This is a genomic window from Methanocorpusculum sp., assembly GCF_030655665.1.
Lineage (GTDB): Archaea > Halobacteriota > Methanomicrobia > Methanomicrobiales > Methanocorpusculaceae > Methanocorpusculum.
On record NZ_JAUSPQ010000006.1, the window covers coordinates 193902 to 213846 of the forward strand.

At 48.3% G+C, this 19945-nt stretch carries 28 protein-coding genes and 1 tRNA gene; 25 read left to right on the top strand and 4 right to left on the bottom strand.

Annotation, left to right across the window (positions count from 1 at the left end):
• The 13 genes from Q7J08_RS04295 to cmk all read left to right on the top strand — a co-directional run bounded on the left by Q7J08_RS04295 (position 1) and on the right by cmk (position 7400).
• The gene (locus Q7J08_RS04295) at positions 1 to 171 is read left to right on the top strand and encodes a 30S ribosomal protein S14 (protein WP_304910460.1); all 171 of its coding nucleotides are present in this window, start codon (positions 1 to 3) and stop codon (positions 169 to 171) included.
• 14 nt (positions 172 to 185) lie between these two features.
• Positions 186 to 578 carry a 30S ribosomal protein S8 gene (locus Q7J08_RS04300; protein ID WP_304910461.1) on the top strand — a complete coding sequence of 131 codons (393 nt, stop codon included), beginning with the start codon at positions 186 to 188 and terminating at the stop codon, positions 576 to 578.
• A gap of 12 nt (positions 579 to 590) precedes the next feature.
• Positions 591 to 1115 (top strand): 50S ribosomal protein L6, encoded by a 525-nt coding sequence (gene rpl6p, locus Q7J08_RS04305; protein ID WP_304910462.1) that lies wholly within the window; start codon positions 591 to 593, stop codon positions 1113 to 1115.
• 1 nt (position 1116) lies between these two features.
• Positions 1117 to 1551, top strand: coding sequence for a 50S ribosomal protein L32e (locus tag Q7J08_RS04310; RefSeq protein WP_304910463.1), 435 nt, complete (start codon positions 1117 to 1119; stop codon positions 1549 to 1551).
• Entirely contained in the window at positions 1544 to 1996 is a 453-nt protein-coding gene (locus Q7J08_RS04315) for a 50S ribosomal protein L19e (RefSeq protein ID WP_304910464.1), read from the top strand. The genes Q7J08_RS04310 and Q7J08_RS04315 overlap by 8 nt, the downstream gene beginning before the upstream one ends.
• Positions 1997 to 1999: 3 nt before the next feature.
• Positions 2000 to 2524: a 50S ribosomal protein L18 gene (locus Q7J08_RS04320; RefSeq protein WP_042696700.1), complete on the top strand. Its 525-nt coding sequence runs from the start codon at positions 2000 to 2002 to the stop codon at positions 2522 to 2524.
• A 1-nt stretch (position 2525) separates the two neighbouring features.
• Entirely contained in the window at positions 2526 to 3143 is a 618-nt protein-coding gene (locus Q7J08_RS04325; protein WP_304910465.1) for a 30S ribosomal protein S5, read from the top strand.
• Positions 3143 to 3604: a 50S ribosomal protein L30 gene (locus Q7J08_RS04330; RefSeq protein WP_304910466.1), complete on the top strand. Its 462-nt coding sequence runs from the start codon at positions 3143 to 3145 to the stop codon at positions 3602 to 3604. The genes Q7J08_RS04325 and Q7J08_RS04330 overlap by 1 nt, the downstream gene beginning before the upstream one ends.
• A gap of 5 nt (positions 3605 to 3609) precedes the next feature.
• Entirely contained in the window at positions 3610 to 4035 is a 426-nt protein-coding gene (locus tag Q7J08_RS04335) for an uL15m family ribosomal protein (protein WP_304910467.1), read from the top strand.
• Between the two features lie 18 nt (positions 4036 to 4053).
• Positions 4054 to 5493 carry a preprotein translocase subunit SecY gene (gene secY / locus Q7J08_RS04340; protein ID WP_304910468.1) on the top strand — a complete coding sequence of 480 codons (1440 nt, stop codon included), beginning with the start codon at positions 4054 to 4056 and terminating at the stop codon, positions 5491 to 5493.
• A gap of 158 nt (positions 5494 to 5651) precedes the next feature.
• Positions 5652 to 6224 (top strand): adenylate kinase, encoded by a 573-nt coding sequence (locus tag Q7J08_RS04345; protein WP_304910469.1) that lies wholly within the window; start codon positions 5652 to 5654, stop codon positions 6222 to 6224.
• 6 nt (positions 6225 to 6230) lie between these two features.
• Positions 6231 to 6866 (top strand): DUF106 domain-containing protein, encoded by a 636-nt coding sequence (locus Q7J08_RS04350; RefSeq protein ID WP_304910470.1) that lies wholly within the window; start codon positions 6231 to 6233, stop codon positions 6864 to 6866.
• Complete coding sequence (cmk, locus tag Q7J08_RS04355; protein WP_304910471.1) at positions 6867 to 7400, top strand: (d)CMP kinase; 534 nt, start codon at positions 6867 to 6869, stop codon at positions 7398 to 7400.
• A gap of 205 nt (positions 7401 to 7605) precedes the next feature.
• Here cmk and Q7J08_RS04360 read toward each other — a convergent pair whose 3' ends face one another.
• Positions 7606 to 8382 (bottom strand): DUF1614 domain-containing protein, encoded by a 777-nt coding sequence (locus Q7J08_RS04360; protein ID WP_304910472.1) that lies wholly within the window; start codon positions 8380 to 8382, stop codon positions 7606 to 7608.
• A gap of 96 nt (positions 8383 to 8478) precedes the next feature.
• Between Q7J08_RS04360 and Q7J08_RS04365 the strand changes: the two genes are divergently transcribed.
• Positions 8479 to 8551 (top strand) — tRNA-Gln (locus Q7J08_RS04365).
• Positions 8552 to 8633: 82 nt separating this feature from the next.
• The gene (locus tag Q7J08_RS04370; RefSeq protein WP_304910473.1) at positions 8634 to 9353 is read left to right on the top strand and encodes a thymidylate synthase; all 720 of its coding nucleotides are present in this window, start codon (positions 8634 to 8636) and stop codon (positions 9351 to 9353) included.
• 8 nt (positions 9354 to 9361) lie between these two features.
• Here Q7J08_RS04370 and Q7J08_RS04375 read toward each other — a convergent pair whose 3' ends face one another.
• Positions 9362 to 10021, bottom strand: coding sequence for a RadC family protein (locus Q7J08_RS04375; protein WP_304910474.1), 660 nt, complete (start codon positions 10019 to 10021; stop codon positions 9362 to 9364).
• A gap of 95 nt (positions 10022 to 10116) precedes the next feature.
• Here Q7J08_RS04375 and Q7J08_RS04380 point away from each other — a divergent pair, with 95 nt between their 5' ends.
• The 8 genes from Q7J08_RS04380 to uppS all read left to right on the top strand — a co-directional run bounded on the left by Q7J08_RS04380 (position 10117) and on the right by uppS (position 17363).
• Positions 10117 to 10617 (top strand): rubrerythrin family protein, encoded by a 501-nt coding sequence (locus Q7J08_RS04380; RefSeq protein ID WP_304910475.1) that lies wholly within the window; start codon positions 10117 to 10119, stop codon positions 10615 to 10617.
• Positions 10618 to 10793: 176 nt separating this feature from the next.
• Positions 10794 to 11294 (top strand): rubrerythrin family protein, encoded by a 501-nt coding sequence (locus tag Q7J08_RS04385; RefSeq protein WP_304910476.1) that lies wholly within the window; start codon positions 10794 to 10796, stop codon positions 11292 to 11294.
• Positions 11295 to 11356: 62 nt separating this feature from the next.
• Positions 11357 to 12397, top strand: a complete 1041-nt coding sequence (locus Q7J08_RS04390; RefSeq protein ID WP_304910477.1) for an AI-2E family transporter — start codon at positions 11357 to 11359, stop codon at positions 12395 to 12397.
• Positions 12378 to 13085, top strand: coding sequence for a pentapeptide repeat-containing protein (locus Q7J08_RS04395; RefSeq protein ID WP_304910478.1), 708 nt, complete (start codon positions 12378 to 12380; stop codon positions 13083 to 13085). The genes Q7J08_RS04390 and Q7J08_RS04395 overlap by 20 nt, the downstream gene beginning before the upstream one ends.
• Before the next feature lie 55 nt (positions 13086 to 13140).
• Positions 13141 to 13956 (top strand): DUF4013 domain-containing protein, encoded by an 816-nt coding sequence (locus Q7J08_RS04400; protein ID WP_304910479.1) that lies wholly within the window; start codon positions 13141 to 13143, stop codon positions 13954 to 13956.
• A gap of 127 nt (positions 13957 to 14083) precedes the next feature.
• Entirely contained in the window at positions 14084 to 15601 is a 1518-nt protein-coding gene (lysS, locus tag Q7J08_RS04405) for a lysine--tRNA ligase (protein ID WP_304910480.1), read from the top strand.
• Between the two features lie 2 nt (positions 15602 to 15603).
• A complete protein-coding gene (locus Q7J08_RS04410; protein ID WP_304910481.1) occupies positions 15604 to 16608 on the top strand; it encodes a radical SAM protein in 1005 nt (334 codons plus the stop codon).
• Positions 16605 to 17363 (top strand): polyprenyl diphosphate synthase, encoded by a 759-nt coding sequence (uppS, locus tag Q7J08_RS04415; RefSeq protein WP_304910482.1) that lies wholly within the window; start codon positions 16605 to 16607, stop codon positions 17361 to 17363. The genes Q7J08_RS04410 and uppS overlap by 4 nt, the downstream gene beginning before the upstream one ends.
• Before the next feature lie 2 nt (positions 17364 to 17365).
• On the opposite strand, the gene Q7J08_RS04420 is transcribed toward uppS, so the two are convergent.
• Both Q7J08_RS04420 and Q7J08_RS04425 read right to left on the bottom strand, forming a co-directional pair.
• Positions 17366 to 18043: a DNA alkylation repair protein gene (locus Q7J08_RS04420; protein WP_304910483.1), complete on the bottom strand. Its 678-nt coding sequence runs from the start codon at positions 18041 to 18043 to the stop codon at positions 17366 to 17368.
• Position 18044: 1 nt separating this feature from the next.
• Positions 18045 to 18647: a flavodoxin family protein gene (locus Q7J08_RS04425; RefSeq protein ID WP_304910484.1), complete on the bottom strand. Its 603-nt coding sequence runs from the start codon at positions 18645 to 18647 to the stop codon at positions 18045 to 18047.
• Between the two features lie 87 nt (positions 18648 to 18734).
• Between Q7J08_RS04425 and Q7J08_RS04430 the strand changes: the two genes are divergently transcribed.
• Both Q7J08_RS04430 and Q7J08_RS04435 read left to right on the top strand, forming a co-directional pair.
• Positions 18735 to 19112: a carboxymuconolactone decarboxylase family protein gene (locus Q7J08_RS04430; RefSeq protein ID WP_304910485.1), complete on the top strand. Its 378-nt coding sequence runs from the start codon at positions 18735 to 18737 to the stop codon at positions 19110 to 19112.
• 50 nt (positions 19113 to 19162) lie between these two features.
• Positions 19163 to 19930: an A24 family peptidase C-terminal domain-containing protein gene (locus tag Q7J08_RS04435; protein ID WP_304910486.1), complete on the top strand. Its 768-nt coding sequence runs from the start codon at positions 19163 to 19165 to the stop codon at positions 19928 to 19930.
• The last annotated feature ends 15 nt before the right edge of the window (positions 19931 to 19945 follow it).

The following is a 19945-nucleotide window of genomic DNA, read 5'->3' on the forward strand; positions in this document are numbered from 1 at the left end:
ATGGCAGCAAAAGAGATCGGCAAAGTCCAGCAGAAAAAGTTTGGCCGCGGTGCAAACCAGTGCCAGCTCTGCGGACGTAAGCAGGGACTTGTGCGCAGATACAACATTTACTTCTGCCGTCAGTGCTTCCGCGAATGGGCGCCCACCATGGGCTTTAAGAAGATGAACTAAGAGGTGAAAGGAGAATGACAAAACAGAATCCTATCGCAGACGCAATGAGCGCTATCAAGAATGCCGGTGACACTGGCAAACTTGCAGTGGCCGTTGAACCGGCAAGCCGCCTCTTTGGTGACATGCTTAAGGTCATGCAGGAATATGGCTACATCACCGGTTTTGAGATGATCGACGACGGCAGAGGAGGTCAATTCCAGATCGCTCTCTCCGGCGGCATCAACAAATGTGGTGTAATCACGCCGCGTTTCTCGGTGAAAGTTGAGGACCTTGAGTCCTGGGAAATCAGATACCTTCCGGGAAAGGGCTTTGGAATTATTATTCTGACCACTTCCAAGGGAGTAATGTCCCACGAACAGGCACGTAAGCTCGGCATCGGTGGCGAGCTTTTAGGGTATGTCTTCTGAGGAGTGAAAACAATGGCAGAATTGATTTTCGAAATCCCGGAAGGCGTAACTATCACCAAAGATGGTGATTTCGTTACCGTGAAGGGATCCAAAGGCGAACTTACCCGCACAATGTACCACCCTGCAATCAGTATTACTATTGCAGATGGTTCAGTTACGCTTGTAAGCTCTTCCGCAAGACGCAGTGTCTATGCACTGCTTGGAACCTACAAGGCACACCTCGGTGTCATGAGCAAAGGTGTATCCGAAGGCTATGAATACCACATGAAAATTGTGTACAACCACTTCCCGATCCAGGTCAAAGTTGCCGCCGACAAAGTTGAGGTCGCAAACTTCCTTGGTGAGAAGCAGGCACGTTACGCAAACATCGTGGCAGGTGTCAAAGTAAAAGTCCAGGGCGACGAACTGATCTTAAACGGTATCAACCGTGAGACGATCGGTAACACCGCAGCAAATGTCGAACAGGCATGCAAGGTCAGAAACCGTGACCCGCGTGTGTTCCAGGACGGCATTTACATTACCAGCAGAGGCGACTAAAATGGCGAGTGAAATCAAGAAACTTATCAAAGCTCGTGGAGCTAAGAAGTCATCACGCTTTGCCCGCCAGTGCCTCCAGGCTAAAGTAAAACTGGCAGACAGCTGGAGAAGACCACGGGGTCTCCACAGTAAACAGCGCAAGGATTACCGTGCAAAGGGTGCACACCCGGAAGCAGGTTTCGGAGCACCGAAAGCAGTACGTGGATTCCACCCAAGTGGATACCGTGAAGAACTCGTCTTTACTCCATCCGAGCTTAGCGCAATCGACCCGGCAACCACCGCAGTACGCATCGGCGCAACTGTCGGCGGTGCAAAACGCAGCATTATCCAGAACAAAGCAGCTGAACTCGGCATCAAAATTTTGAATCCGAAAGAAGCCAAAGTTGCCGTTACACCGGTTGCAAAACCATCAGAAGAGGTGAAAGCAGATGAGTGATCTCGCATCCCAGCGCAGAATTGCCGCATCCGTTCTTGACTGTGGTCAAAACCGTGTATGGTTTAACCCGGAAAAACTCTCTGACATCCAGAATGCAATGTCCCGCGAGGATATCCGCAACCTCATTGACGAGGGTGCAATCTCTTCCCACCAGAAGAAAGGAATCTCGCGTGGACGTGTCCGGGCCCGTATGGTCAAACGTTCATACGGACACGGGAAAGGTCCGGGACGCCGGAGTGGTGCAAAAGGTGCCAGAACTCCGTCCAAGACCCAGTGGATCAAAAAGATCCGTGCCCAGCGTAAGGAACTCCGTAACCAGCGTGAAGCAGGATCCATCACACCGACCGAATACCGCAGACTTTACCGTCGCGCAGCAGGTGGTCAGTTCCGTAACGTCGCTCACATGAAAACACAGGTTGAGCTCGTAACCTCCAGGAGGGAGTAAACAATGGCAATTAATGGAAGATATTTCGTTCAGTTCAGAAGACGCCGTGAAGGCAGAACTGATTACTACCAGCGCCAGCGTTTAATCGTTTCTGGTAGAAACCGTATGGTTGTCCGTAAAACAAACCGCCACATCATCATCCAGCTCATCGCTGCCCAGATGGATGGCGACTACACCCTCGTTCACGTCAACAGCCGTGACCTGGTAAACTACGGATACAAAGGATACCTCGGAAACACCCCTGCCGCATATCTTACCGGTATGCTTTTCGCAGTTCGTGCCCAGAAAGCCGGTTACGAAGGTGGAATCGCAGATCTTGGTCTGCAGGTTGCATCGACCGGTGCACGTGTGTTTGCTGCAATCAAAGGTGCAGTTGAAGCAGGTTTCGATGTCCCGGTAGGAGAATCAATCCTTCCGGATGATGACCGCTGCAACGGCGCCCACATCGCTGAATACGATGAGCGCTTTGGTGACCTCGTTGAAAATGTCGAGGCTACGAAAGACGCAATTATGAAGGAGCTGGAGTAATATGGCTTACGAGCAGGAAGTATGGGTCCCTGTAACCGGTCTTGGCAAAAAAGTCATGGCAGGCGAATTTGCAAGCTTCGATGAGATCCTTGCAAGCGGACAGCCCATCAAAGAGGCAGGCATTGTTGACGCAATGCTTCCCGATCTTGTTGACGAAGTCCTCTGTATCGACATGATGCAGCGTATGACTGACTCCGGACGTCGTATTAAGTTCAGAGCTGTGGTCGTCATCGGCAACAAGAATGGTTACGTCGGTTTTGGTCAGGGCAGAGATGTCCAGGTCGGAACTGCAATCAAGAAAGCAATCACAAATGCAAAACTGAACATGGTCAAAGTCCGCCGTGGATGCGGTTCATGGGAATGCGGCTGCGGTATGAAACACTCTGTACCAATGCAGGTCACCGGTAAAGCCGGCTCCGTCACCGTTACTCTCAAACCCGCTCCGAAAGGAATCGGTCTTGTGACTGGTGATGTTGGTAAGAAAGTACTTACCCTTGCAGGAATCCAGGATGTCTGGGTTTACACTAGTGGAAACACCAGAACTACCCTGAACTATGCAAAGGCAACCTTCAATGCACTTCGTGAATCGAATCTGATTCGTATCGGAGGGCGCAAATAATGTATGCTGTCGTTCAGGTTCGCGGTGTGGTTAATACCCGCCGTGACATTAAGGAAACCCTCAAGATGCTCCGTCTTCACCACATCAACCACTGTGTTCTTGTGCCTGAGACCCCCGAGTACCTCGGAATGATCCGTAAAGCAAAGGACTTCATCGCATTCGGTGAAGTTGACGCTGCCACATTGGCGACTATCCTCACCACTCGTGGAAGACTTACCGCCAACAAACCACTCACTGAAGAGTACGTGAAATCTGCAACCTCCTATGGAAGTATTGAAGAATTTGCAGCTGCTCTTGTCAACGGTGAGATCCGTATGAAAGATGTCCCCGAACTCAAGCCGGTGCTTCGTATGCACCCGCCAAGAAAGGGATACAAGACCACGAAACGCACGTATAACCAGGGCGGTGCCCTTGGCTATTACGGTACGGCGATCAATGATCTTCTGATCAAAATGAGGTAAGTAGCATGCCAGTAAACAAGCGTTCAAAGTTCCGGGGGACCCGCACCTGTGGTGGAGGTACCCACAAAAACCGCCGTGGTGCAGGTAACCGTGGAGGTCGTGGAGCAGCCGGATGGCGTGACCACAACTTTACCCACTGGTATCTTCTCGGAAAGACCGAGGGAAAACACGGATTTGTCAGTAAGATATCTGTAACATATGAGGTTCTTGATATTGGTGACATCGATCAGATGATTCCTGATCTTGTTGCCCGTGGAATTGCAACCCAAGATGGAGATATTATTACTCTTGATGCCGCACAGATCGGTGTGGAGAAAATCCTCGGTGGAGGCAAGGTCACTCATAAACTTGCACTCACCGCAGAGGGCTTCTCCGTCCGTGCTGTTGCTAAAATCGAGGAACTGGGTGGCACCATCCAGACCTCAGAATAATTTTTTGGTGTATAACTCATGGGAGAACTGTTGGATCGAATGGAACCCCTGCTGGCCCGAATGCCGGCAGTCAAGCCACCGGAAGGTCATGTCCACTTCAAAAATAAGCTGATGTGGACAGCTGCGGTGTTGCTGCTGTACTTTATTTTAACGAACATTCCGGTGTTTGGTCTTTCCGCCACATCAATTGATGTTTTTCAGTATTATCGTGCCCTTTTAGCTGGTGCACAAGGTACTATCCTGCATCTTGGTATCGGACCGATCGTCACCGCATCAATCGTTTTGCAGTTACTCCGTGGTGCTGATCTGATCAAAATCAACACATCAGATCAGCGTGGTCAGGTCCTCTACATGGGTCTGCAGAAAGTCCTTATCTTTGTCATGATCATCATTGAAGCTCTGCCGAATGTGCTGGGTGGATGGATGACTGCTGATTCGACCGTTTCAGCATTTTTCGGCGGAAACGCCGGTTTTGTCATGATGCTGATTTTCCTGCAGATCTGTATTGGTGGTGTCCTTGTCATGTTTATGGATGAGGTCGTCTCCAAATGGGGTATCGGATCCGGTGTGGGTCTTTTTATCGTCGCAGGAGTCGCCCAGGGTCTTGTTAACGGATTCTTCAACTGGGAAGCAACAACCGATCAGTTCGCTGTCGGATTCTTCCCTAGACTGTTCCAGGTCATTGCCGATGGTTCAAACTTTATCGAATACTTTGGTCTTCAGCTCCTGGCTCTCGTAACAACCGTAGGATTGTTCTTCGTTATTGTATATGTTGAATCAACCCGTATTGAGATCCCCCTCGCACATGCGAATGTCCGTGGTGCCAGATCAAGATTCCCGGTAAAGCTTGTCTATGCAAGTGTTCTGCCAATGATTCTTGTTCGTGTGCTTCAGGCAAACGTCCAGATGATTGGTATGTTCCTCTCGAGTATTGGATTTACTGCACTTGGTGAGTTCAACGGCTCAACGCCGATGAACGGTCTGATGTGGTACCTTGCTCCGATTAACCAGCCTCAGGACTGGATGTGGTGGCTCTCCTCATTCACAGGAACCGGTCATGCCGTATGGGAAGTTATTCTCCGTGTAGGTATTGACTGTACTGTAATGATTCTTGGAGGTGCTCTCTTCGCAATCTTCTGGGTCAAGACAGCAGGTCTTGACTCAAAGCATGTTGCCCGGCAGATTCAGAACTCTGGTATGCAGATCCCCGGCTACCGGAGATCTCCCGCCGTTCTTGAACGTTACCTCGACAGATACATTCCCCGTGTAACTGTTATTGGAGGAGTGTTCATTGGTCTTCTGTCTGTCCTTGCAAACATGCTTGGTATCATCGGTTTTGTTGGCGGAACCGGTCTGTTACTGACGGTCTCGATCATTTACCGTCTGTATGAACAGGTTGCTAACGAGCAGATGATGGAGATGTATCCGTTTATGCGGGGCTTCTTCGACAAAGAATAACCAAAATCCCAAAAATTATCCTCAATTTTTCTTTTTTGCTGATAGTAAATCTTTCAAATATCTGGAATCTAGTTATTACGCACTGCTATCGTGAAAATACATTTATTAGCCTCCAAACCCAACCTTAGAGATACTATCTCTAAAGGAAGAGAATAACTATGTCAGGCAAAAAAGTAATCATCACCGGTGTTCCCGGCGTTGGAAAAACCACCGTCATTAACGCCGCATTTGACAAAATCACCGCTGAAGGTGTCAAATACCAGAATCTCAACTTCGGCAGTTTCATGTTCGAAGTTGCTCAGGCCGAAGGTCTGGCCACTGACCGCGACCAGATGAGAAAGCTCAACCGTGTTTCCCAGAAAAGTCTTCAGAAGATTGCTGCAGAAAAGATCGCTGCGATCGAAGGCAACGTGATCATTGATACACACGCATCGGTCAAGACTCCGAATGGATATCTTGCCGGTCTTCCATCATGGGTCGTATCTGCAATCATGCCGGATGTGATCGTTCTTGTTGAGACCGATAATGATCAGATCCTTATTCGAAGACTCTCTGACGAAACGCGTGTCCGTGATATGGAAGGGTCGAAATCTATCGCTGAGCACCAGGAAATGAACCGTGCATTCGCCGCTTCATACTCCATGCTTACTGGATGTACCGTTAAGATCATCACCAATGCAGATTTCCTTTTAGACAAGGCTGTCGATGAACTTGTAGCAACGCTGAGGTAACTGGTCATGGACAGAGCCACATTCAGCAAGAAATACAGTATGTATATAGCTCTTGCTGTAGTTTTTGGCATGATGATGCTTTACGGCTGGCAGGAAGCCCGTCAGGTTATTGCAGGTATTGTAAATATAGTAATAGGTCCTTTTGCGGCACTCGGTCTGCCGTTCTTTGCCCTGGTTCTGATTCTCGCAACCATCACGGGTTTTTACTCTTCACTGATTCAGAAATACACGATGGATTATGAGAAGATGGCTGAAAATCAGGCAAAGACAAAAGATTTCCAGGCAAAGTTCCGGGAAGCTCAGCTTTCGGGTGACGAAAAACTCATCAAGAAGATGCAGGCCCGTCAGCAGGCCATGATGGCCGATCAGATGGAAATGTCCAAAAATCAGTTCAAACCGATGGCATTCATTCTGGTTTTGACGGTGCCGATTTTCTTCTGGCTGATCGAACATATCCCGACTGAGCTTGAGATGCTTGCAGACCCGAGTCTTTCTACAGCGATCATTATCCCGTTCGCCGGTTTATCCACCTACTTTGAAGTCTACCTCGGCTTCTTCCCGCTGTGGATCCTCTGGTATATGCTTTGTTCATTAGTAATGTCCCAGATCATCAGAAAAGCCCTGAATATCGGGGGAATATAAGTGAGGATCACGATCAGCGGGTCGCCTGGTTCAGGCACGACAACTCTTGGTCGTTCAATTTCTGAGAAGTATTCATACAGATATGTATCGGCGGGGGAGGTGTTCCGCGGCCTTGCAAAGGAACGGAATATGGATCTCGCAGCATTTGGTAAAATTGCCGAAAATGATCCGGCAATTGATCTGGAGATCGACGCCCGTCAAAAGGAGATCGGCGAGTCATCGGATGATATAATCCTCGAAGGCCGGCTTGCAGGCTGGATGGTTGAGAATGCTGATCTGAAGATTCTCTTGTATGCATCTCCTGAGTGCCGTTCGATCCGTATCGCTGCACGTGAGGGTCTTACCGAAGAGCAGGCGTTTGAGATGACGGTCGAGCGTGAAGCGTCCGAGGCCGGTCGGTATATGGAGTATTACGAGATCGATATTCTCGATTTCTCTCCGTATGATCTGATACTTAATTCTGAAACATTTAGCGCGGATGAGTTATTTTCTATCGTTAACGGTGTTGTCTCTTTGCTCCTGAAACGCGATTAACTCTTACCTCCAATCTCTTTTTTGTGAGTATTTAGGTCTGAACCTTGATGTTCATTTTTGCTTTCACTCCTTCACCACATCGGAATTAATATCTGGTGACGATCGGCGAGAATATCGTTATGACCGGAATTATTTTTGTAGAAGACGTCATTGAAAAAAAAGAAAAGAGTAATGGTCCGGTAATCAGCAGGGGTGCCCCGCGTACCTAGAACGAAGCGATCAATGCGGTAATGATTCCTGTAAGGAAGATCCCGTCAAAGGTTCCTGCGCCGCCAATGGACAGCATCGATGTTTCCTTCCCGGGAACATCCTTAAGATGCAGGAGATCTGCTCCTATCAGAGTCCCGAGCGTTCCCGCCACAAAGGCGATACCCGCTGCTGGAAGGCCGAACCCTCCACCCAAAATCAAAGCCGCCGCGAGCGTTACGACCGGGCCGACAAAGAACGGTGTGGCAATGCCAATTCCCCTCACCGGTTTTGCAGCGAGATAAACACATATCGTCGTGATTGCGAGAGCTGCAACCATCTTTATGAGATACCAGGGATCATGCGAAATATTGCCAAATGCTCCCATGAATATGATATAGATTGAGATGAGGATCGGTATCACTGCACCCCCGACATTTATTGAGATCCGTGTCCCATGCTTTTCTGAACTGGTGGTATAGGGTTCAGGTTCGAACCGGTCCGTGCGGTACATCTTATCATACATGGAGGGAGCATACTGTCCGGCCGGTTTTCTTGGGGTCGGCTCATCTTTTGGTTTCTGATCTTTTGGCTTCAGAGTTCCAAGAGGAATATTAATAAAACTCCCGACAACGATTGCGATGATCAAAAGGACAATCATCCAGAATCCGAATCCCAGATTTCCAAGAGCAGCTCCGATGAGTCCGAAGAACAACAAAGGGAGGCCAATTACGACAAGGAGGATCAGGGCAAAAAGGACCCAGATCGAAATTGGGCTGAAGATAAGTCTTGACACTGGTATTTTGTTTGTGAGGGCTGATATAAAATCTATCTGGTCATCGTCCAATCGCTATCTTAATATTCTGTCATGTCATATTCATTAAGGTAATTTAGCCCGTTAGTGTAGTGGTCAATCATGGGGGACTCTGGATCCCTCGACAGCAGTTCGAATCTGCTACGGGCTACTTGTTTTTTTTCTGATCGTTAGGTCTCTTTTCAAAATGATCATTGACTAAAAATATCTATCTTAAGGTTCTATTCTATTACATGAAACTACTTCGTGCACCGGATCTTGCACGGGCACATGAACTTGTTATCCGCTATATTCTGGAAAAGGGTACATTGCTGACAACTGAGAATGGAGAGGAAACGGTCGAAACGGACGAGGTATGTCTGTGTATTGACACACCTCTTGCCTCGCCGATGGTCTCACCATGTTCTAGATTTAAGGAAGCTTTTCTGGATGAATATGCCCGAAATCTGATTGAAGGTTCGGATTCGGTGTTTGAATATGATTATCACGGACGACTTTTTGACTGGGGGTGTGGACTCTCGCTGAACGGCGAGATCCATCAGGATCAGATCCAGTATATCATCGATAAATTACAAGAACGTCCTGTCTCCCGTCGCGCCGTCGCGATTACCTGGTGTCCGCCTGTCGATGAAAAACTGGTCGATTGTCCCTGCCTTCAGCTGGTCCAGTGTGTGGTCAGAGAAGGAAAACTGAATATGAAGATCGTTTTCCGAAGTAATGACATGCTCTCGGCAGCCGGGTCAAACATGTTTGCGCTTGCAAAACTTCAGGAATATATGGCAGAAAAAATCGGCGTGGGGGTCGGGACATACACGCACATATCGCTCGTACCTCATGTCTATTACAAGAGAGATGCGGCCGATATTCCGCCGTTCTGTGGAAAAGGGGCACACTTCACCCCGCGCGTTGAGGTATGCCGTGTCTGCGGCGTTTGCCCGAAATCAAAACGGTAACCTTTTTTTTATTCCTCGTCCATAATGCTCCAGAATCCGTCTTTTGGTCCGATGATCAGATGATCCAGCAGTTTGATTCCGAGCAGTTCGCCGGCAGCTTGCATGTCCTTTGTTATCTTCAGGTCCTGCTTGCTTGGATGAAGATTTCCGGATGGATGGTTGTGAATCAGGATCATTGCCGCTGCCCTGTCCAAGATCGCGCCGGCAAACACCTCCCGCGGATGGATTTGTGATTCATTCAGCAGCCCTTTCGTGATAAGTCTGACCTTCAGCACCTCATGAGCTCCGGACAAAGTCACCGCGACAACATTCTCCTGTGTGTCGTATCTGTATTGATGAACAAACGGCAGTACATCTTCTGCTTTGTGAATGACTGTAAGCCGGTGAATCGGCGGAGGAAACCGCCGGGCGAGTTCCAGTGCTGCTATGATCTGGCACGCCTTTGCCTCTCCCATCCCGTTCACCTCACAGAGATTGGAGACCTCTGTTTCGTAGGTCTTGGACATCAAAATCTTTCCGACCTTCTTGCCGATTTGGATCGCATCACATCCGGGGATCCCTCTCCCGATGATTGCCGCCACCAGTTCATCAAGTTCCAGACTTGCAGGGCCCTTGGCAATCAGTTTTTCCCGAGGTTTATCGATATCAGCGGTATTCTTCAGACTCATATGTAATTCTCTTTTGGAAAAGAGCATACATAGTTGTTTCGCATAAATGTTCCTCCTTCCAAATCTTTATCCGATTTTCCGGGCAATAGTAGTGTATGAACACTCAGGATTGTATCGATGGAGCATTTGCCGGAGAATCACAGGCAAACCGTAAGTATAAGTCCTTTTCCGAAGCAGCAGCCGACGAAGGATACGACCATGTAGCAAAACTATTCCGTGCAACGTCTGCGGCTGAAGAGATCCACGCACGCCGGCTTCTCCGTGTCGGCGGCCACATCGGAAGCACGGTTGCCAACCTTGAAGCAGGCCGTGATGGCGAACTTCACGAGACCAATGAGATGTATCCGGAGTTTATTTCCATTGCAGAAAAGGAAGGAAGACAGGATGCAGTTATCACGTTTACTCACGCCATGAAAGCCGAGGCCGTGCACGCAGACCTCTACAAAAAAGCACTTGAGGCAGTAAAAGCAGGCAAAGACTTCAATGTAAAAACCGTCTACCTCTGCCCTGTCTGCGGAAATGTTGAGATCAACAAGACCTCGGAGCGCTGCCCGATCTGCGGCATTCCTGGCGAATCATTCAAAGTGGTCGAGTAAACCCTGGTTTACCCTTTCTCTTTTTAACCCAGAATTTAGTCTCCTTTGCCCTCTCCCTCCCTCTCCTGGATTTTCAGACAATATTAGTCGTTCTTGAGAAAATATTTCGAGATATGCGGTTTGAAAATGTTTCCTCTCCATTATCTTTATCAAATTTCTGCACATAGTAAAATATTATGAACACAGATGACTGTATTCTCAGTGCGTTTTCCGGTGAATCCAGGGTAAACCGCAAATATAACTCCTTTGCTAAAATAGCGGCCGACGAAGGATATGATCACGTTGCAAACCTCTTCCGTGCAACCTCAGCGGCGGAAGAGGTCCACTCACACCGTCTTCTCAGTATCGGAGGATACCTCGGAAACACAGCCGCAAATATTGAGGCCGGCATCATAGCTGAACTCCGTGCGAGCACTGAGAGTTATCCCAAGTTTGTCACGATTGCAGAAAAAGAGGATAGACAGGAAGCAGTTGTCACGTTCACGTATGCTATGAAAGCCGAAGCTGCACACGCAGAACTTTATAAAAAGGCGCTTGAAGCGGTCAAAGCAGGCAAGGACTTCGAGGTAAAAACCATCTACCTCTGCCCGGTCTGCGGAAATGTTGTGATCAATAAGACCCCTGAACGCTGCCCGATCTGCGGAATTCCTGGCGAATCATTCAGGGTAGTTGAGTAAGTCCGATTTACTCTTCTTTTATAACCCAGAATTTATTATCCTTTGCCGTCTCTAATCATATAATGAATATTCCGCAGTATGCAAGGGACCATTTCAGTTTGATACTTGTCGCTCTGATATTTCTTGCAATCCTTGCTGTCTCGTGGAATTATATTTTCCTCTTTATCCTTGCTCTTTCCGTAGCGGTGGTTATTTTGCCGCTGCACAGGAAGATGATTCGACGGATTCCTGCAGCGTTCTCTGCGGGAATCTTAACAACGCTCATTCTTGCGGTAATCATCGGTGTCTGTGTGGGTATTATTGTCGTGGTCAGCTCTGATTTTGAGTATTTCATGTCCATTTTTCAGACCATCATAACCACAATTACTAATATGCTCCATCTGACTGACGGCAGTGAGTTCTCCATAAAAATCGTCGAGGAAATAAAAAGCATACTGCTTACCATGTTTCCAAGCTTTGCCCTGAGCGCAGCACAGATGATTCCGGCAGTCATCATCGATATGATCCTGTTCTATGCTCTGGTTTACCTTTCGATCATTTTGGGGGACAATGTTTGGGCAGATTTCCGTGGGATCGTTCCTGAGAGCTCGATGGAAAATGTTTCTTTGATGGCAAAAAAGACCAAAGATATTCTATTCTCAATTTATATCGTACATGTCTTCATTGCATTCCTGACCTTCTTTTTAGCATATGCGTTTTTCCTGGTGCTCGGATATGGTCACGAGATCTTTTATTCCACAATGTGTGCATTGTTTGCCCTGATCCCTGTCTTAGGTCCTTTGATGGTGATCATCTTTGTCGGCATCTATGCCCTGTGTCTCGGGGATATCCGGGGTGTTATTTTGATCGCGACGCTTGGTTATTTCTTGACCTGTGTCCTGACCGATCTGATCATTCGCCCGAAACTCACCGGGAAACGGGTGAAGATCAGACCGATGCTTATGTTTGTCGGATTTTTTGGCGGAGCTATGGCTATGGGACTATTGGGTTTCGTTCTGGGTCCGGTCCTTTTGATCCTTGGAATAACTGCGTATGAAATCTTCATCAAAGAGGCAAGAAAGAAAAAAGCTGAAGAGTTGACATATGAAAAAATCCAAGTTTGATCCTGAGCAGTATTCCCTCCTTTGGGAGTGCTCAAAGGCGAAGAATTTCACCCGCTGGAACGAGTGGTATGCTGCCCATCTGAAAGAGACCATGTATCTGAGAAGTTCGGATGCATACGGTGCTCATCTTGAGGGCGGAGACCTTGCCTACTGGTTTTTGGAGGGTGCAGATCTCAGATTTGCCAATCTGCAGAAGGCTGATCTCTCTTATTCTTATCTGAAGTCAGCTGATCTTTCAAACGCGAATCTGGCAGGTGCGAATCTCTGGCGGGCCTATTTATCCCGTGCTGCCCTTGACGGTGCCAATCCGGATGCTGCCGTATATGACGGGGCGGGTAAAATAAAGTGTGATCCTGCTCAGGTTGCCCGCCTCAAATCAGGGGTTTCCTGCTGGAATGAGTGGTATGAAAACGAGATATCTAATAAACCCGATGATACCAGGGTCTATGGTGCGTATCTGGAAGAAGCTTCGTTAATGGGTCTGGATTTGTCGGGAGTAAATCTTTCCTATGCTCATTTGGAAGGTGCCGATCTCAGGCATGTAAATCTATCGGGAGCTGATCTTTCCCACGCCCATCTGGAAGGTGCCGATATGTGGAAGGCCGATCTTACCGGCGCTGATCTCCGTTTTGCTGAGCTTGGAGGCGCAAATATGGCTGGTGCCAAAAAAGTAAATGCCCTCTTTTAAACCACCCGGCGAAACCATATATAGTCGAAACAACTGATACGTTAGTATTATGGTAATGGGTTTTAGTGAAAACATCCAGAACTCAATGGAGTATGCAAATCACGCATTCAAATCCTTTGGAAGCTGGTTTGTTCTGATCCTCCTGTATGCAGTAATGTTTGCAGGCACAGTTATGCTGATCCTTGGAACGATCTTTATGCTCGCGACGCTTCTCGCCGTCATGACTCCTGCTTTTTCATCGGCGGTCGATTCTGCTATGATGACGGGTTCGATGATGACCGATCCGGCTTTTGCTATCCTTACTTCGGTTTCGATCGTCTTGTTCATTCTCGGGACCATTGTGACGATACTTGCGGGCATCTTCATCTATGGATTCATGATGAGAGTTTACCGTGGAGGGGAGCTTTCACTGAACAACTGGGGTAAGATGTTTGTTGAGGGTATCCTTGCAATGATCATCCTCTTCATCTACATGATCCCCTACATCGTCATCTCCACCCTTGTGGCCCTCGGTCCGATGGACAACATGGCCTATCTGATCATTGTCGGCATGATCATACCGATCATTATTCTGATCATCTCAATTATGGTCGGCATGATGGGTGTTATCAAATTCGCAAAGGAAGAGAAGTTCGGTGCTGCATTCCACGTAAAGGAACTCTTCAGCCTCATTGCGAATATCGGATGGCTCAGATATCTCGGATACTGGATCCTTCTCGGTCTTATAGTCAGCGTCGCAGAACTCGTTCTTCTGTGTATCCCGTTCGCCGGCTGTATTTTACTTGTTGCAGCCATGCCCTTCATTATGATCGTCACTGCCCGGTTCTTTGCCAATCTCTATGATTCGGCTCTCCCGGCAGTTACGGAATAACTCTCCTTTTTTTTATTTTGTAGATCGACAATCCGGTTATACCAACTCCCGTTCCCGGCTTGGACATCAGGTATTATCAGATTTGAAAACACATACTTACAGACACATCTATAGCAGGTAACAATACATGGAAGAAAAAATACATGAGAAGATTCATTGGGCTGATGCAAAATCCGCGCAGGTTTCAGCCGATGCCCCGCAACTGATCGCAACCGGTATCACTCCATCTGGTCCGATCCACCTCGGAAATATGCGCGAGGTCATGACGGGTGATATGATCTACAAAGCCCTCCTCACACGGGGAGTCGAGGCCGAACTCGTCTACATTGCTGACGATTTCGATCCGCTCAGAAAAGTGTACCCGTTCCTCTCAGATGACTACCAGAAATATATCGGCTGGCCTGTCAGCGATATCCCGTGTCCCTGCGGAAAACACAAAAGCTATGCAGAGCATTTCCTTGATCCGTTCCTCTCGGCAATCGAAGAACTCGACATCCACCCGCGGATCATCCGGACCAGTGAAGCGTACCGCTCTGGAATGTTTACCGAACAAATCAAAGAAGCACTCATCCATGCTGAGGAGATCAAAGAAATCCTCGAACGAGTTTCCGGAAGAAAACTCGAAGAAGGCTGGACTCCGTATTATCCGATCTGCTCATCCTGCGGCACGATTTCACGTGCAGCGATCCTCTCCCATGATATCGAAAACCATATCGTCACCTACAAATGTTCCTGCGGCCACGAAGGCGTTTCCGACTACTCCAAAGGTGAAGGAAAACTCGTCTGGCGTGTTGACTGGCCGATGCGCTGGTCCGTACACGGTGTGACGGTCGAACCATTCGGTAAAGACCACGCCTCGCCCGGAGGATCGTATGATACCGGGAAAATCATCACGAAAGAGATCTACGGCTACAATGCTCCGGTCCCGGTGACGTATGAATGGATCAGCCTGAAAGGAAAAGGCGAGATGCACTCCTCAAAAGGCGTCGTCTTAACGATTCGGGATATGCTTGACATCGTCCCGCCGGAAGTTCTCCGTTTCATGATCGCAAAGACCAAACCCGACAAGACCATCGCGTTTGATCCGGGAATGGGCTTACTCCGTTTGATTGACGAGTATGACAGAGCAGCCGCTGCCGGTGATTCACGCGAGTATGAACTTTCCAAAATCGCCACCCCTCAGACAACGATCCCCTTCCGTCATATGGTGACGGTCGTCCAGATCGCTCGGACCGATGATGCCGTTTTCGATATCCTGAGACGCAGCGGGTATGAGATCATTGACAAAGATGCAGTTCTCGATCAGGCAAACCGTGCCAAGATGTGGCTTGAACGATATGCTCCCGACGACTCCAAGTTTGCCATTGCTGAATCCCTTCCGGAAGTTGCTGCAAACGAAAGGCCCGAGGTCAAAGCTGCCGTCGTTGCCTATGCAAAATCTGTCATTGATGCTGAGTGGAAAGCTGATGTCCTGCACAATGCAGTTTACGGTGCGGCAGAAACTGCCGGTGTTACCGGAAAAGATCTCTTTACCGGCATTTACCGTGCCTTCCTCGGGGCTGACAGAGGTCCGCGTCTTGGCTGGTTCCTGGAAGCACTCGGTCGTGAAGAGACGCTGAAACGTCTCCTTGAGATGTCGTTATAATTATGGCTAAGGACAAACAACCAAGAAATCTCTCTGAAGGCTGCAAACTCTGCTATATCGGGGCAAAGCTTGTCCTTTTTATTACCGGACGGTGTGATCGGGACTGCTGGTATTGTCCTCTTTCCGAGGAGAGAAAGGATCTCGATGTGATCTATGCAAACGATCAGAAGATCACCACTCCTGAAGAGGAGATTCTAGAAGCAGAAATGATGGATGCTCTTGGGACCGGTGTCACGGGAGGAGAACCCCTTCTGGAAATCGAACGGGTCGTTGAGTTCTGCTCGGCGCTCAAAAAACATTTCGGCAAGGATCACCACATTCACCTTTACACCGGCCACGCCCCGACCGAAGAGGATCTCGCCGCTCTTGTCGGGTGTGTTGATGAGATCAGAATGCACCCGCCTCATGAAGTCTGGAAAGATATTCTGAACTCACCGTACGTTCAGTCGATTGAGAATGCAAAACGAATGGGTTTTTCGGTCGGTTTCGAGGTTCCTTCCCTGCAGGGTCTCAGGTATTTCTTCCCGCTTCTTGACTCTCTCGACTTTTTCAACATCAATCAGCTTGAGTGGGGTGATGCCTGTGCTGACAACATGCGTGAGAGAAAACTCGAGACAGAAAATCCTCTCTGTAATGCGATCAAAGGTTCGACGAAATGGGCCGGTGAGATCAATGGTCATCCAAAAGTCCATTACTGTACATCCACCTTCAAGGACTCTGTTCAGCTCCGCGAAAGGCTCAAGCGTATCGCCATGAACTCTGCACGTCCGTTTGATATGATCACCGAGGACGGCACGGTGATGTACGGCTCTATGGAACCAAATGGGGATCTCGAAATGATCCTCCCATGTCTTCGTGCCGGAAGTTATTATGAAGAGATGGAGGACGGGACCATCGAACTCGACTGGCAGCAGATGCGAAAGATCCCCCGCAAGTTTGGCGGTGAGCGGAAAATCATCGAGCGGTATCCCAATAACGGGATGATCGTTGAGGTGATTCCTCAGTGAGTCTCCGGTCTTTTGCAGAGGACCTGTATGTCCACAGGCTTATTCGGCAGTTAACCTATGTCCCGAACCATGTAGCTATCATTCAGGACGGAAATCGGAGATTTGCAAAGGCCCGTGGAAAAGACCCCGCATTCGGGCACCGCGCCGGAGCTGAAATCACTATGAAGGTTTTTGACTGGATGGAGGAGCTTGGGGTCATACACACCACCTTTTATTCTTTTTCCACCGAGAACTTCAAGCGCTCGCCCGAAGAGGTGAATGAGCTTCTGGAACTCTTTATCGAAAAATTCTCGGAGATGATTAAAGACCCGCGGATCTATGACAAAAAAGTGAACATAACCGTGATCGGGGACAGGTCACTTATCAACGATCGGCTTTTGGAAAAGATCCGGGATGTCGAAGAGGCCACGAAGAATCATCACCAGTATTATCTGCATTTTGCCATCGCATACGGCGGGCGAAACGAAATTCTGGAAACAACGAAGTCGATCATCTCAAAGGTCCGTGCCGGCGAGTTATCTCCTGATTCGATCACGCCGGATTGTGTGACCGAACGCATGTATTCTGAAGTGGAGATGCCTCCGGTCGATCTGATCATCCGGACGGCAAATGACAAACGTACCTCGAACTTCCTTCCGTGGCTTGCGAACGGAAATGAAGCGGCCGTTTGTTTTTGTGTACCTCCCTGGCCCGAATTTCGGTATGTGGATATGGTACGTGCTCTCAGGACGTACGATCAGCGTATGAAAGTCTGAGATTATTTTCTTTTCATTCCTCTGAGGATGGTTTTTGCCTCTTCGTCGGCCCGGTAGGATTCGCATATCTTCTGGATCGCTTTGTTATAGGTGACGTTATCTAAGGTGCTGTTTTCCAGATACACATGAGTGATCTCGGGGAACTTTACATAACAGACTGAAACTGCCCAGGCGACTGCCATTTTTACATAATAGCCGTCGTGAGTGATGGTATCGAGCCGCTCCAAAACTGCAGATATGTGTTTTTCATCCACATAATAGGACAGAAGCATCACGACCCCGAACCGAACGAAAAATTCCTTGTTCGAGTCAAGATACGGCTGGATAAACTTCCAGAACGTATCCTGATGTTTTGTGACGATCTTCAGCCCCATCGCGGTTGAATCATTGATTGACCAGTTGTCTATTTTCGGGATAAAATATTTGAGCGCCGCAATTATCTCATCCGGCTGGCCTTTTGCATACCCGATAACAAGACCCTGCAGCATGATCTCTTCAAAGGAGTCATCGGTTGCTTCTTTCAGATATTTCTTCCAGTCGCCTGCGGCAATTCTTTTTGCCAGATCGCGGAGGTCCGGGATTCTTACCCCGATCATATTATCAGCTCCCGGAATGAGACCGCTGGAGAATGTACGGTATTTCGGATCGGCAAGCCGTATAAGTTCCGGTTTTATATCCAAATTATCCGCGTGCTTTCGTGATTGCTTCACCTAATGCTCTCCCTTTTTCGTATGCTGCTTTCAGCACATCTGGTTTGGTCTCTATTTTCTTAATGGTGTCCATATCGTTTTGCAGAAGTTCATCAAAGTATTTCGTGTCGATGATCTGACAGAACGCTTTTACGGTGAGTAAGGGGCCGATGAAAACTTCGGGCGTGTTCATTCCTGAGATGCAGATGAACAAGGTTTTGCGGATCTTTGCGTGTTCAGGAGTGATGAAGGAGTTTTTCCGATGATATTTTGCCATGTAAAACGGCTGACATCTGTCCATGAAGGATTTCAACTGGCCCGGTATCCCGTAGGTCATCACCGGGGTTGCAATAATAATCCCGTCGGCCTCCTTAAGCATAGTAAGATATTTTTCTGCTTCATCCTGAATGGCACAGTGTACTTTATCCATGCAGTGGTAAATCTGTCTGCACCCGGAGAGATTTAGTCGGACAACATCCACTCTTTCAACGCTACATCCGGCTTCCTCTGCGCCGCGAATCGCTTCGGTAAGAAGTTTGTCGGTGTTTCCTCCGAGAACATTACTGCCGAACAAGGCCACGATCTTTTTCGTCATTACTGAATGATATGCCGGGCAATCTATAAGAATGTGCTTCGATACATAGAATAATTACCCTCACAGACAATATTTTGCTGAGTCAAAATGTCATTTGAAGAAAAAAAAGGTACCTGCGGATGTCAGGGGAAAATGAAGGAACTTGAACACAATATCGGGCACGTTCCTGTATTTTTCAAAGAACTAGCCGAATCTGATCCGCTTATTCATGACGCAGTTCTGAAACTGGATAACTATATCTGGTCGGATGGCTCTCTGACGCGGAAAGAGAAAAAACTGATCGCCATCGGCATTGCGGCGGCAATGAGAGATGACCATGCTCTCCGTGCACAGCTTGCCGGAGCACAAATGGTTGGCGTTTCTTTAGATGAGGTCGAAGAGGCATTACGCGTATCATATATGCTTGCGGGCATGCCGTCATATGTTCACGGAAAGTACGTAGCCAAGACTGTTTTTCATGAGTGAGGATCCCCTCACCCATTGATTTTATCTGATTTCAGATCGAATCGTAGGTAATGATTTTCTCACTGCCGCTTGCATTGTCGGCGTTCCTGCTCCTCGCGACATTTCTCTATGCATGCTGGCAGGACCTGAAGACCCGTACGATCTATGCAGTGACCTGGTACCCGGCGGCAGTCGGCTGCGGAGTTTTGGTTCTTTGGTTCTGGGCAGAATCTTTTTTGGCCCCCTGGGCATTGTATGTCTTACTCACATCAGTTTCCATCGCTCTCTTGATGGGTGTATTCACCTATTTCGGTCTTTTTGGGGTTGCCGACGGAAAAGCCCTGATCCTTTTATCACTCGCGGTTCCCGTTACTCCGTTTGTCGCATGGATCTTTCCCTCGCTTGCTCTGTCATCTCTTGTGAACGGTGCGGTTTTTGCGCTGATCGTTCCGGTCGTATTCCTTATTCGGAATCTTGCCTTGAAAAATAAAGCTCCGTTCTGGCTGATGTGTTCGGGAAAACCGGTTCCAGGCGATTCCATCACTGAGTATTTTGGTTTTGTATCCGAGGATATCACCGAGGAGAACGGCGTTATTTCCCGAAAATTTTCCCGTGCACACAGTTCGATCCGTGCTCTCAGAACTCAGTCCGATATGTCGATCCGTAATCTGCGTGAGGATCCGGATACGTATGCCTCAAAACTTGAACTGTATGCAAAAGCCGGAAATGTATGGATTTCCTATGGGGTTCCGTTTATGATCCCGATCACGATCGGGTATGTGTTTGCCCTCTTCGGATTTTCGCTGGTGGATATCCTTCTTGGTATCCTTATTCTGTGAAAAAGCAACTCAGCG